The following is a 12986-nucleotide window of genomic DNA, read 5'->3' as shown; positions in this document are numbered from 1 at the left end:
CCAGCCTTACTGCGTGCGAGGTTCTGCGAATGGGTTTGACCGGATCCGGCCTGAAGGCCGCCGTACTGTGCACCGCCGTCGTACTTTTCGGCACCCTGACCCTCCCCGCCCAGGCAGCGCCGCTACCGCAGGCTCCAACACTCCAGCGCCCGGCGTCGCCGGAACTTCCCACCCCGGGGGACATTGCCACGGCTAAGGCGAGTGAACGCGCGACGGCGGATCAGGTCGCCGTCATCGAGCGCCTCCTGGCCGACGCCACCAGCGCCCAGCAAGCCACGTTTGCCTTGTCGCTGCAGGCCAACAACGCCTACGGCGAAGCCTTGGTTGAACTGCAGGACCGCAGGATGACGGCGGAAGCGGCCACGGCCAAGGCCGCCGCTGCGACGCACGAGCAGGACAGGACCCGGAAGCAGGTAGGCCAGCTCGCCGGTGACCTCTACCGCAACGGCGGGCTGAACCCGACGCTGGGCACGTTCGTCAGCGGCAACGCCGAAGCCCTGCATCAGGCCGCGACGCTGCAAGCCATTTCGGCCAGCCGGAGCCGCGCCTTCGAAGCGGCCGCATCCGCAGCGTCCGCGGCGCAGTCCCTGACGGCCGCCGCCGACGACGCCAACCGGGCCTCCGATAACGCCGCCCAGAAGGCCGAAGCCCGCAAGGAAGAGGCCGAACAAGCCAACGCCACCCAGGCCAAGGCCGTAGCCGAAGCCGCGGCGCAACGGACAATCCTCGTGGATCAACTCGCCCAGCTGCGGAACACCACTGTTGCCCTCGAATCGGCACGCATTGACGCCTTGGACCGGCAGCGCGAGGACGCCAGGCTCGCTGCGGTGACGGCGGCTGCTGATCGGGCTGCGGCGGCGCAAGCAGCAGACCGGCCTGCCGCCGGACCGGCCGCCGGCGGGAACCTGCCGGCCGCGCCGGCTCCCGCTCCAGTTCCAGCACCGGCTCCAGCACCCGCCCCTGCACCCGCTCCAGCTCCAGCTCCCGCGCCTGCACCGGCTCCGGCACCCGCGCCTGCACCAGCTCCGGCTCCAGCCCCATCGCCGGGCGGTTCCAACGAGACTGCCATCTCCGTGGCGATGTCCAAGGTGGGGGCGCCGTACTTCTACCAGTACGGCGGGACCGGCCCCAACGGCTTTGACTGCTCCGGCCTCGTGCAAACGGCGTTCGCCGCCGCGGGCAAGTACCTGCCGCGCACCGCTGCGCAGCAGTACGCGGCAGCTCCCGTTCACGTGCCGATCTCCCAGGCGCGGCGTGGAGACCTGCTGGTCTGGGGCTCAGCGCCGGGCTTCTATCACGTGGCGATCTACCTGGGGAACGGCCAGGTGGTGCAGGCGCTGAATCCGGACGAGGGCATCGGCGTGACCCAGTTGAGCTGGATGGCCGGGATGCAGCTCCACCCTTACGCAGCCCGCTACTGACCGGGCCAGGGCTCCGGCCCGGGATTCCAGGCGCAGCGCTCTGGTCTCAGAGAGGAAAGGTCCCAGGGAGGAAAGCGCAGGGCATCCAGGCGCAGAACGTCCAGGCTCAGGACAGAACGTCCTTGGTGACGAACCGGCCATAGGCGAGCGCCCCGAAGACGGCGATGTAGCCCGCCTGCAGCAGCGCGTTGCTGGCAAAAGAGTCCCACAGCATCGGTTGGCGCAGGACGTCCGCGAAGCCGAACCAGTAATGCGTAAACAGCCAAGGGTGCAGCCATTCCAGCTGCGGCAATTGGTCCAGGACCTGCGAGACGACTGACAGCACCACAGTGGCAGCCATGGCGCCCACCGGGACCACCGTCAAGGTGGACAGGAACAGGCCGATCGCCGAGAGTCCGGCCAGGGACACCGCAAGGTAGGCAGCAATCAGGACCAGCCGCAGCGCGGCCTCAGGGGGCTGGACGACGTCGCCGGACAGGAGCGTCACCGGCCCAACAGGGAACAGCGAAGCTCCGATCGCCGCCCCGGCAAGGGCCACCGTGACGGGGGCGGCCAGGCAGAACGCCAGCGCTCCCGCGTATTTCACCAGCAGCAGGCGCACGCGCCCGGCGGGCGCCACCAACAGGTACCGCAGCGTGCCCAGGCTGGCCTCGCCGGCGATGGTATCGCCCGCCACGACGCCAATGGTCAGGGGCAGGAACAGCGGCACCGACACCAGCATCGCCGTGACCGCGACAAACAGCCCGTTCTGGCTGATCCGGTCCAAGAAGGCAGGTCCCCTTCCGGGCGGAACGGATGACGAGAGCCGGACGGCGACGGCGATCAGCACCGGTATCGCGGCAAGGGCCACCAGCATGGCCGCGGTCCGGCGACGCTGGAACAGCGTCTTCAGCTCAGACGCCAGCAGGGACAGGCTCGACGGCGCACCTGGAGCGCTCATGGGCCCGGAACCACTGCCGGTTTCGGAACCACTGCGGGCATCAGGAACGCTGCTGGCTGAAGGAAAACTACTGGCGTCGGAAGCACTATTGGGCAATGTCGAACCCCTCCCCCGTCAGCGCCACAAAGCGCTCCTCCAGGCTCTCCCGCTCAACGGAAAAGCCCCGCACGCGCACCCCGGCCGACACGAGCTCCGCCACAATGTCCTCCGGGGCCTCCAGCCGGGACGCAGCCGCGACGGCGGTCAGCACGTCCCCGTCCGGTTCAGGTGTTCCGGCCTCAGGGCTTCTTTCCGGGGACATGCCCAACCGCAGCAGGACCTCACTGGCCGTCCCGGCGTCGGGCGTTAACAGGCGGATCCGGGTTTCGCCGGCCTGGCGGAGCTCCGCCAGCGGCCCCTGGGCCACCAGCCGCCCGGCGCTCATGATGGCCGCGTGCGTGCAGATCTGTTCCACTTCTGCCAGGAGGTGGCTGGAGACGAAGACGGTGGCGCCGTCGGCGGCCAGCGACCGGACCAGGCTCCGCACTTCCCGCGTTCCCTGCGGGTCCAGCCCGTTGGTGGGCTCATCGAGCACCAGCAGTTCCCGCGGCGACAGCAGCGCGTTGGCGATCCCCAGCCGCTGCTTCATGCCCAGGGAGTAGGCGTGGACCCGCTTGCCGGCGGCGTGTGAGAGGCCCACGCGCTCAAGCGCGGCAGCAACGCGGGCGGCCCTGGTAGCGGGCGCCGCATGCCGGCTGGCGGCATCCAGGCGGTGCAGGTTGGCGGTGCCGGAAAGGAACGGATAAAACGCCGGCCCCTCCACCAGCGCACCGACGCGCGGCAGGACCTCATGCAGCCGCTGCGGCATCTGCAGGCCCAGGACGCTGACGGTTCCGGCCGACGCCGCGGCAAGGCCCAGCAGCATCCTGATGGTGGTGGTTTTGCCCGACCCGTTGGGGCCCAGGAACCCGAACACGGCGCCGTGGGGAACTGCGAGGTCCACGTTGTCGACCGCCAGCTGGTGGCCGAAACGCTTGGTCAGGCCTTGGGTCTCGATGGTCAGCCCGGCTGTCCCATTCCCTGCGGAAGTGGTCCGGGCGGCGGCTATCCCGGCGGCAGCCGTCCCCCCGGCCGCGGTCACGCCGCGCCGGCGGCGGCCTGCAGCCGCTCCGCCGGGACCATCCCCACAAAGATCCTGCCGTCGTCGGTCAGCAGGATGTTGACCAGTGCCGTGGACAGGAGCCGTCCGCCGGGAACGCCGACGGCGGCCTGGGACAGGAGCGGATCCTTCAGCAAGGATTCAGTCCAGGCAGCCCCTTGCCCGTCGGGCGCCGCGGGGAACCCGATCACGGCTTCCCAGCCCTTGCCTGTCACGGTTGGCCTGGGTGCGTCGCGGTGCCGCAGGCTGGCGTCGCTGCCGGGAACCTTGTCCGGGGCGGGGAGCTGCTCCGGCGGGGCGGTGGGCTGGTCCAGCGGAACCGCGTCCTGAGGAACCTGGTCCGGCGCGGTGGGCTGGTCCGGGCCGCGGTCTGGAACCACGCCGGGCGTAATCCCACCAGGACTGGGCGGGAGGGCTGGCATGCCGGGCATAGACGGGACCGGCGGCACTGGCAGCTCCTTGACCGTGGCGCCCGGCGGGGCAACAAAAGTAAACACGGAGTCGTCCGGGGCCGCCAGGGACAGGCTGGTGAAGCCGGCCTCAAAGGCCGGTTCCGCCTGGCCGCGTGCCATCACAGTTACGCGCAGCGGCATTCCTGTCTCGCCGTCGACGGCGATGACAACCTTCTCCAGCAGTGTTCCCTGCGTCCTTGGCGCCAGTGCCAGGCTGTAAGCGGACCGGCCGGCGACTTCGACGTCCGGGCCCACCGTCACCTCGGTGGAGTTGTCCACGACGGCGAGGAACTTCCGGGCCAGATCCTCGGGCGTCGGCATTACGGGCGGGCCGGGCAGGTTCTCGCCGGGCAGGATGGGCAAGGGCAGGTCGGGCTTCGGAAGGTCCGGACCGGGCAAGTCCCGGCCCGGCAGGTCGCCGGGCGGTGCGGGAGGTTCAGGCAGGGCGGGAACTCCGGGCACAGGCAGCGGCAGGTCGCTGGCGAACGCCGGCAGGGCCAGGTGGGCGGCGGTGTTGTCCTTGGAGTTGTAGAACCACACGTCGTTGTCGCGCCGGATGACGTCACGTTCAGCGAGCCGGTCCATCACTTGGACCCGCATCTTGGTTGGCCCGTCCATAAAGATCCGGGCGGTGTGCTCACCGGTCAGGAACTCCAGGACCGACGCGGCCCCGCCGGCCGACACCGGTCCGGAGCTGGGAACGGCGGTCGGCAGTTCGGGCAGGCCCAGCTCGGCGGACTGCTGGACTGTTCCGGAGAATGACTTGGTGTTGTGCTGGCCCAGGAGGGTCAGGACCTCAGCCGGAGACTTTTGTGGCAGCGGATCGCCGGCCCGCGCCGGAATGGATCCCACCAGCAAACCGGCGGCGATCACTGCAGGTACAGCTGCGGCAGGCACCCAGCGCAGCCATGCGCGCTTCATGCCAGCCCCGCTTCATCCTTGGAGCCCATACTTCAGGTTACGCCTGGGGACCGCCGCCGCACACGTCCCCTTCTGGAAGTCATGCCGAGGGGCGCTCCGGCTACGACGGCACCACGGTTCCGGCGCCGCCGTCGACCGCTATTTTCTGCCCGGTGAAGAGCCCGAGCGTGGCGTCGGGGACGCCCACCACCGCCGGGATGCCGTACTCCCGCGCCACCACGGCCCCGTGCGAATTTGGTCCGCCCATCTCCATCACGAGTCCGCCCGCGGTGAGGAACAACGGCGTCCAGCCGGGGTCCGTGGACGGCGCCACCAGGATTTCTCCCGGTTCCAGATGCGCGCCTACCGGGTCGAGGATCACGCGGGCGGCCGCTGTGACAACACCGGCCGACGCCGGACTCCCGCTCAGTGCCCCCGGCACCTTGGATGCCGTCACAGCGTCGCCGGATGGAATGGCTTCCGGCTCCGTGCCGTCCGACAGCAGCACCCGGGGTATGTGGCGCCGTTCAAGTTCCACGGCGTAGTCCGCGCGCCGCTGCGCCACCAGGTCCCGGAGGTCAGCTGCTCCCGAATCGAGGCCGGACCGGGCTTCATCCAGGTCCAGGAAGAAGACGTCATCCGCGTCGGCTACCACCCCTGCCGCAGCCAGCGCCGCGCCGGCCAAGGCCAGTTGCTTCCGCACTTCGGCGAGGCCCACCACCAGCTGGTACTTGGGCAGCTCGCGCAGTCCGGCGAACAGCCTGGCCCGACGCAGCGCGGCCCGGACCACCGTTCCGCGCAGCCGGCCGCGGCTCCGCGCCTCTGCGACGAGGCGGTCAACGCAGGCGTCCGCTTCCTCGGCGGCGTTGCTGAACTGGACATCCGGCGCCAGCGCGGAACCCTCAAGCCGGAGATAGTTGGCCAGGACACCCAGGATATGGGTGGGATCATCAGACCAGCGCGGCATACCGACATCGATCTCGGCCACCGCCCGGTGACCGTACTGGCCCATAAACCGCGCCAGCCCGGACTGCAGCACCGCGGGCAGCCGGCCCGCGCGGAAGTCTTCGGCCAGCTCGGCGGGTTTCCGGTCCGTCACGGCGGCGCGGGAACCGCCGTCGTTCTTAATCACCTGGGCGAGCCGCCACAGCTCCAGGTCCATCTCCGTGGTGACGTTGTTGGGCAGCCCGCGGAGCACAACCTGCAGGTCATCCCACCGGCCGCCGCCCAGCAGCTTTCCGGCGAGCGCCAGCGCAGCAAACCCGAGCGCCGGGAGCGGCAGGATGGACGGCACCACCGAGAAGATGCGCGTGCCGAGTACGTGTTCAGCGTGGTCCAGGCGCTGCAGCGGGGTGAGGCCGGCGGGCGGTTCGAGGGAGCCGGCGAACTCGCGCGCCCGCCGGTTGGTCCGGCGGAGGGCCGCGTCCGGGCGGAAGACGGCCCGGAGCAGCGTCTCCGGCACCCGGGCATGCACCGCCGCCGGGACCACGTGCCGCAGCATGCCCAGTGGCGTCCTGCGCGTCACCGAAAACCGTGGGTCCTCGAAAACCCGGCGCAGCACCGTGGCCGAGCGGGCTTCCATCACGTCGAAGACCCGGGGAACGATACGCCGGCCGGTGGTGCTGCGGGCTACTGCGGTCAGGTCGAGGTAGATCCGCTGGCCCGCCGCTGCGTACGGGGACGGACCCTTGCGTGGCTCGGGCACATCGAATTTCGCCGCGCGGGCCACCGAGGAAGCGATGAGGCGGAAGGCTGCCAGGCCCATGGGGGTGATGGGCCTGGTCAGGCCCTGCGCCAGGCTGAAGCAAAGGTAGACGCGGGTGCCTTCCCCGCCGGAAGTGCTTCCGGCGGCGGCACGCTGCGGGACGGGGAACAGCGTGGTGATGGGCCTCGACTGGGTCAGCCAGAGGCGGCCGTCGCCGGCGATGGCCCATTCAATGTCCTGCGGCGAGCCAAAATGCCCCTCCACTCGGTGGCCCAGGGCGGCCAGTTCGGCGGCCTGCTTGTCCGTCAGGCAGGCCGCTGCCCCGCCGTTGCTCATGGCCAGCGTCCGGGTGCCGCCGCCGGGGATGGGCCGGACCGCGATGCGTTTGTCCCCAAGCCGGCGTTCCAGGACCCGTCCGGTGAGTGGGTCCACGACGAAATGGTCCGGATTCACGGCCCCGGACACCACCGCTTCCCCCAGGCCCGGGCTGGCATCGATCAGGGCCTGCTTCCGGCGGCCCGTCAGCGGGTTGGCGGTGAAAAGCACGCCGGCGGCGGTGGCATCCACCATCCGCTGGACCACCACGGCGAGAGCCACCGCGGCCGGGTCTATCCCCCTGCTTGCCCGGTAGCTGACCGCCCGGTCCGTCCAGAGCGAGGCCCAACAGTTGCGCACGGCTTCCACGACGGCGGCAGCGCCCACCACATTCAGATAAGTGTCCTGCTGGCCGGCGAAACTCGCCGACGGAAGGTCCTCCGCAGTGGCTGAGGACCGGACGGCCACCGAAACGTTGTCCCCCAGGGCTGCATAGGCCTGTTCGACGGCGGCGGCCACCTCGGTGGGGACCGGGGCGTTTTGGATAATACCCCGGGCCCGGTACGCCAGCGCAGCCAGGGCGGGGAGGTCGCCGTCGGGCGTTGCGTTCAGCGCCGCGTGGACCTCGGCGAGTGGACCGCCGCTTCGATGCGCATCTGCGGCCGCCTCGCGGTAGGCCTCCGTGGTGAGGCAGAATCCGTCAGGCACGGGCAGCCCAGCGGCGAGCAGCTCCCCCAGGTTGGCCGCTTTGCCACCCACCAGGGGAACCATTGCTGCGGTGACCGCCTCCAATCCGAGGATGGGAGACGAACTGCCGGTGTCAGGCATTTTCATGCCTCCTGCTGCGAAGGTGATTGGTCAGGCTGCGCCGGGGATCGGTCCGAACTGCGCCCGGTCCGCCAGCCGCGGATCGTCGCGGTCCGGAACCACCAGGACCGGGCTCTTGGCGTGGTGGAGCACGCCGCCGGACGTGGAGCCCAGGAGCATGCCGGTGAACCCGCCACGGCCCCGGGTGCCCACAACAACGAGTTCTACGTGCCGGCTGGCCTCAACGAGAACATCCACGGCCGAACCGTCCAGCAGTTCCGACTCCACGGAAAGGTTGGGGTAGTGACTTTTGAGCCAGGCCATCCCGGCGTTAAGTTGGACCCGGATGTCATCGAAGAGGGCTTTGCGGTCCATGGGGGCCGGAACCCAGGCCAGGGAGCCGCTGAACTGCGGCACCGCACAGATCACACGCAGGGTTGCCCCGAGCCGTTCAGCCTGGTCCGCAGCCTCCAGCACGGCGATCCGTGCCTGTTCGGACCCGTCCACGCCCACCACCACAACGTTCTCGACCTGCTTGTGCCCCGGCTTGGCCTGCTCGGCCCTGATGCGCTTGTCTTCGGTGGTTTCGCCCAGCCGGTCCGAACACACCAGCGGCACCGTGACCGTGGGGCACTTGGCGTGTGCCGGCAGGGCGCTGCTCACCGAGCCCAGCAGGCGTCCCACAAATCCGCCGCGGCCGCGGGTGCCGAACACCAGCAGATCCGCTGTCTCGGACATTTCCAGGAGCACGCCTGAAGCGTCGCCGTTCTCCACGGAGCCGTCAACTTCGATGTTGTAGCCGGAAACCTTGTCCAGCGCCTGCTTGACGATTGCTTCAGCGCCCTCGCGGATCACGGAATCATCCACGGTGGCGTACCCGCCGTCCAGCCCGGACGCCGCAAAGATCGGCACTGAATACGCGGTGACAATATGCAACGGCCGACGGCGGCGCTCGGCTTCCCGGGCAGCCCACACCAAAGCGCACTGGCCGTGGTCGGAACCATCCACCCCCACAACAATTCCCACCGGAGCAGCCGAATTTCCGGCCCGGTCCTGTTCCGGATCCGGATGCATCTCTTGTGCGCCCATCGGGCCGCCTCCTCGCGATACTGCCTTATGTTGCGGCTATTCTGCCAGAAGCGGCGCCCTCCGCCCGCACCGGCCGCGATGTGGGCCCCGACGGGCTGGAGAACCCTGCTTCCGCTTCTCACTATTCTCGGTCCGCAGACACTTAGCAAGCGGCTGCGGACCGCTGGATGGCGGGTTATCCACAGCCCATGGCAAACGGAGTGGCAACCGTATTCAACGATAAGAAGAATGTTTGTGTTTGGGCTATCCACGGCCCTGAATGTTCTGTAGTCTTCGAGGCACTGCCGGTCCGCCGACGCCCAATTCAGGTGCGTCCCGGGCCGGTGCTGCGGCCGGACTTTGGGGGTAACGGAACGCATGCGGGGCAACGCTGCCTGCATCCGAAAGCCTTTGAAGGAGGAAAACTGTAGTGTCAAGCATGCCTGTGAATGGCGGGACCGAACGGACCACCACGGTGATCATCGGCACGGGGCTCTCAGGCCTGGCTGTTGGCGCAGAACTGCGCCGCCGCGGCGTGGACGCCATTGTGGTGGACGGGCTCGACATCCTCGGCGCCGGACAACCGGCCAACACCGCTTCACTGCAGCGCTGCGACGCAGCAGACTCCGACTCTCTCCGGGAGCGCAACGAGATCCTCCGCCACCTGCGCAACTACGCCGCCAGCCACCACATGGATGTCCGCAACACCACCCGGGCGGTTCAGCTGACCATGGTGGGCGGCGCACCAGGCGGAAATACTGCGGGAACAGCCGCGGGCTCCCCGTCCGGCAAGTGGGAAGTCCATACGCCTAACGGAATCCTGCTGGCTGACAACATTGTGCTGACCCGGTGCGCGCACAGCCAGTTGCGGCGCATGCTCAGCGACTTCGGCATCACGGTTGGCCGCAACCTAGTGGCAGCCATGCGGCAGATCGGCATCTACCTCGTGGGAGTGGGCGAGCTCATCACGCCCTCACCCAAGGAAGTCCTGCGTCAGGCGAAGACCGTGGGCCAAGCCATTTCAGCCACGGTCCAGGCCACGGTCCACCCGGAAAGCGCCGCCGCCGTCTAAGCCTGTTCGGTTTCGTCGATGTCGCTGCCCGCAGTGAGGCGGCGCTTCGCGAGGATACCGATGGCCACCAGCAGCCCGACGGCCACTGCGGCAAAGATCACCAGGCTCCAGGGGAACGGTTCGGACGCGCTTTCTGCCGGGGCCGGAGACGCCACGGTTCCCGGCTGCGCGGTTCCCATCGTGGGAATGGCGGCCGACGGCGATGCTCCCGCCGACGATGTTCCCGGGGGCGCGGCTCCCGCCGCCGCGGCGGTCGCCGTGAAGCCGAACGTCCCCTCGATCGGGTGGGAATCCGAGCTGACCACCCGCCAGGCCACCGTGTACGCCCCCGCCGGAGCGCCGGCCTTGAGCTTTTGGGTGGCAGTGCTGTCCACGATCTGAACAGCGCCGTCCGCCCACTCAGCCCCGGCGGAATCCTTGACGGAGAACTGTGCGCCGATGCCCAACGGGTTCTTGTTGAACGTGACGGACACCTGCTCCGGGGCCGTGGCCACCGTGGCGCCCTGCGCGGGGCTGCTGGACTCGGCGGCATCGTGTGCCGAGGCCGGAGCCGCGAATCCCAGGACCGCGGCTACGAAAACGAAGGTCCCGAGCACAACACTCAGCAACTGGCGGCGGATGGATCGCATAGGTGTACTGCTCCCTTGGGTTGGCGTCCTTCCAGCGTAGGCGAACTTCCGTAGGCGAGCTGCCCGGGCAGCGGCCGCGCACACAGCCCGGGCACTGGCATTCAGCCGCCGGCGTTCAGCCGGCGACGTACGCCGCGAGGTGCTTGCCGGTGAGCGTGGACTTGGCGGCCACGAGCTCGGCGGGAGTCCCCTCGAAAACGACCTTGCCGCCGTCGTGCCCTGCTCCCGGGCCGAGGTCGATGATCCAGTCGGCGTGCGCCATGACCGCCTGGTGGTGCTCGATCACGATGACCGATTTGCCGGACTCGACAAGCCGGTCAAGGAGGCCGAGGAGGTTTTCGACGTCGGCGAGGTGGAGGCCAGTGGTCGGTTCGTCCAGGACGTAGACGTCGCCCTTCTCCGCCATCTGCGTGGCCAGCTTGACGCGCTGCCGCTCGCCGCCGGACAGCGTGGTGAGCGGCTGGCCGAGGGTCAGGTAGCCGAGCCCGACGTCGACGAGCCGGTCCAGGATCTTGTGGGCGGCGGGCGTGCGGGCCTCCCCTTCGCTGAAGAACACTTCGGCCTCTGTCATGGACATGGCCAGCACTTCGGAGATGTTGCGGCCGCCCAGCGTGTATTCCAGCACTGACGCCTGGAACCGCCGGCCCTCGCAGTCCTCGCACGTGGACTCGACGGTGGCCATCACGCCGAGCTCGGTGAAGATGACGCCCGCGCCGTTGCAGGTGGGGCAGGCACCTTCGGAGTTGGAGCTGAACAGCGCCGGCTTCACGCCGTTGGCCTTCGCGAACGCCTTGCGGATCGGCTCGAGCAGGCCCGTGTAGGTGGCGGGGTTGCTGCGGCGGGAGCCCTTGATGGCGCCCTGGTCGATCACCACAACGCCGTCACGTCCTGCCACGGAACCGTGGATCAGCGAGCTTTTGCCGGAACCGGCCACACCCGTTACCACGCAGAGCACGCCGAGCGGAACGTCCACGTCCACGTCCTGGAGGTTGTGCGTGGAGGCGCCACGCACCTCGAGGACCCCGGACGGTTTGCGGACTGATTCCCTGACCTTGGCCCGGTCATCGAGGTGGCGGCCGGTGATGGTGTCGCTCCCCCGCAGCCCCTCCACGCTGCCCTCGAAGCAAACGTTGCCACCCGCGGTGCCGGCGCCGGGACCGAGATCGACCACGTGGTCGGCGATGGCGATGGTCTCGGGCTTGTGCTCGACGACGAGCACGGTGTTGCCCTTGTCCCGCAGCTGAAGCAGCAACTGGTTCATCCGCTCGATGTCGTGCGGGTGCAGGCCGATGGTGGGTTCGTCGAAGACGTAGGTGACGTCCGTGAGGGACGACCCCAGGTGCCGGATCATCTTGGTGCGCTGGGCCTCTCCTCCGGAGAGGGTGCCGGCCGTGCGGTCGAGGGAGAGGTAACCCAGCCCGATCTCGGCGAACGAGTCAAGGAGGTGCCGCAGGCCTTTGAGGAGCGGCGCAACCGACGGCTCGTCGAATTCGCGGACCCACTCGGCCAGGTCGCTGATCTGCATCTCGCAGAGGTCGGCGATGTTCTTGCCCTGGATCCTTGAGGACCTGGCCTCGGGGCTGAGCCGCGTGCCCTCGCACTCGGGGCAGGCCTGGAAAGTGATGGCGCTCTCCACGAAGCGCCGCACGTGTGGCTGCATCGCCTCGACGTCCTTGGACAGCATGGACTTCTGGATCTTCGGGATGATGCCCTCGAACGTGAGGTTGATGCCCTCAACCTTGATCTTGGTGGGCTCGGAGTACAGCATCGTCTCAAGCTGCTTCTTCGTGAACGTGGCAATCGGCTTGTCCATCGGGAGTCCCATGCCCTCGAACAGCCGGCCGTACCAGCCGTCCATGCTGTAGCCGGGGACGGTCAGTGCACCGTCGCCGAGCGACTTGCTGTCGTCGTACAAAGCCGTGAGGTCGAAGTCGGAGACCGAGCCCATGCCCTCGCAGCGCGCACACATGCCGCCCAGGTAGACAACGTTCTGCACCACGGCCTTCTCCACCCGGCCGCCGGCCTTCTCGGTGCTCATCACACCGCTGGCCTTCCGCGTCGGGACGTTGAAGGAGAATGCCGTGGGCGGCCCGACGTACGGCGTGCCCAGCCGGCTGAAGAGGATCCGGAGCATGGCGTTGGCGTCCGTGGCAGTGCCCACCGTGGAGCGAGGGTTCGCGCCCATCCGCTCCTGGTCAACGATGATCGCCGTGGTCAGCCCGTCGAGGTGGTCCACGTCGGGCCGCGCCAGGTTAGGCATGAACCCCTGCACAAAGGCGCTGTAGGTCTCGTTGATCATGCGCTGGGACTCCGCGGCGATCGTCGCGAACACCAGTGAGCTCTTGCCCGATCCGGACACCCCGGTGAACACCGTCAGGCGCCGCTTGGGGATCTCGATGCTGATGTCCTTGAGATTGTTCTCCCGGGCGCCCTGCACACTGATCAGATCGTGGCTGTCGGCAACGTGGGTCGCGGGGAGCTGCCGGACTGTCGACGTGTCAGTAGTCATGGTGTCTCCAACATTGCTCGGCATTGTGAG

The 12986-nt window shown here is 68.8% G+C and carries 9 protein-coding genes; 2 read left to right on the top strand and 7 right to left on the bottom strand.

Annotated elements, in window-relative coordinates:
- Window positions 1-29 precede the first annotated feature (29 nt).
- Window positions 30-1421 carry a C40 family peptidase gene (locus NG701_RS13610; protein ID WP_252568304.1) on the top strand — a complete coding sequence of 464 codons (1392 nt, stop codon included), beginning with the start codon at window positions 30-32 and terminating at the stop codon, window positions 1419-1421.
- Window positions 1422-1527: 106 nt separating this feature from the next.
- Here NG701_RS13610 and NG701_RS13605 read toward each other — a convergent pair whose 3' ends face one another.
- The 5 genes from NG701_RS13605 to NG701_RS13585 form a co-directional block, all read right to left on the bottom strand.
- The gene (locus NG701_RS13605; RefSeq protein WP_252568301.1) at window positions 1528-2361 is read right to left on the bottom strand and encodes an ABC transporter permease; all 834 of its coding nucleotides are present in this window, start codon (window positions 2359-2361) and stop codon (window positions 1528-1530) included.
- 85 nt (window positions 2362-2446) lie between these two features.
- Complete coding sequence (locus NG701_RS13600; RefSeq protein WP_252568368.1) at window positions 2447-3403, bottom strand: ABC transporter ATP-binding protein; 957 nt, start codon at window positions 3401-3403, stop codon at window positions 2447-2449.
- A 74-nt stretch (window positions 3404-3477) separates the two neighbouring features.
- The gene (locus NG701_RS13595) at window positions 3478-4872 is read right to left on the bottom strand and encodes a LolA family protein (RefSeq protein ID WP_252568299.1); all 1395 of its coding nucleotides are present in this window, start codon (window positions 4870-4872) and stop codon (window positions 3478-3480) included.
- Window positions 4873-4972: 100 nt separating this feature from the next.
- On the bottom strand, window positions 4973-7705 hold the full coding sequence (locus NG701_RS13590) for a PEP/pyruvate-binding domain-containing protein (RefSeq protein WP_252568297.1): 2733 nt from the start codon (window positions 7703-7705) through the stop codon (window positions 4973-4975).
- A 24-nt stretch (window positions 7706-7729) separates the two neighbouring features.
- Entirely contained in the window at window positions 7730-8767 is a 1038-nt protein-coding gene (locus NG701_RS13585) for a universal stress protein (RefSeq protein WP_104063147.1), read from the bottom strand.
- Window positions 8768-9185: 418 nt separating this feature from the next.
- Between NG701_RS13585 and NG701_RS13580 the strand changes: the two genes are divergently transcribed.
- The gene (locus NG701_RS13580; protein ID WP_056348832.1) at window positions 9186-9818 is read left to right on the top strand and encodes an NAD(P)/FAD-dependent oxidoreductase; all 633 of its coding nucleotides are present in this window, start codon (window positions 9186-9188) and stop codon (window positions 9816-9818) included.
- Here NG701_RS13580 and NG701_RS13575 read toward each other — a convergent pair.
- Together NG701_RS13575 and NG701_RS13570 are read right to left on the bottom strand one after the other, a co-directional pair.
- Window positions 9815-10447, bottom strand: a complete 633-nt coding sequence (locus NG701_RS13575; protein WP_252568294.1) for a copper resistance CopC family protein — start codon at window positions 10445-10447, stop codon at window positions 9815-9817. The two genes, NG701_RS13580 and NG701_RS13575, sit on opposite strands and share 4 nt — an antisense overlap.
- A gap of 115 nt (window positions 10448-10562) precedes the next feature.
- Window positions 10563-12956, bottom strand: coding sequence for an ATP-binding cassette domain-containing protein (locus tag NG701_RS13570; RefSeq protein ID WP_252568291.1), 2394 nt, complete (start codon window positions 12954-12956; stop codon window positions 10563-10565).
- Window positions 12957-12986 lie beyond the last annotated feature (30 nt).

The sequence above is a fragment of the Pseudarthrobacter cellobiosi genome, from assembly GCF_023913815.1.
GTDB classification, from domain to species: domain Bacteria; phylum Actinomycetota; class Actinomycetes; order Actinomycetales; family Micrococcaceae; genus Arthrobacter; species Arthrobacter cellobiosi.
The sequence above is the reverse complement of the archived record's forward strand: the minus strand, read 5'-3'. Positions and strand labels throughout refer to the sequence as shown.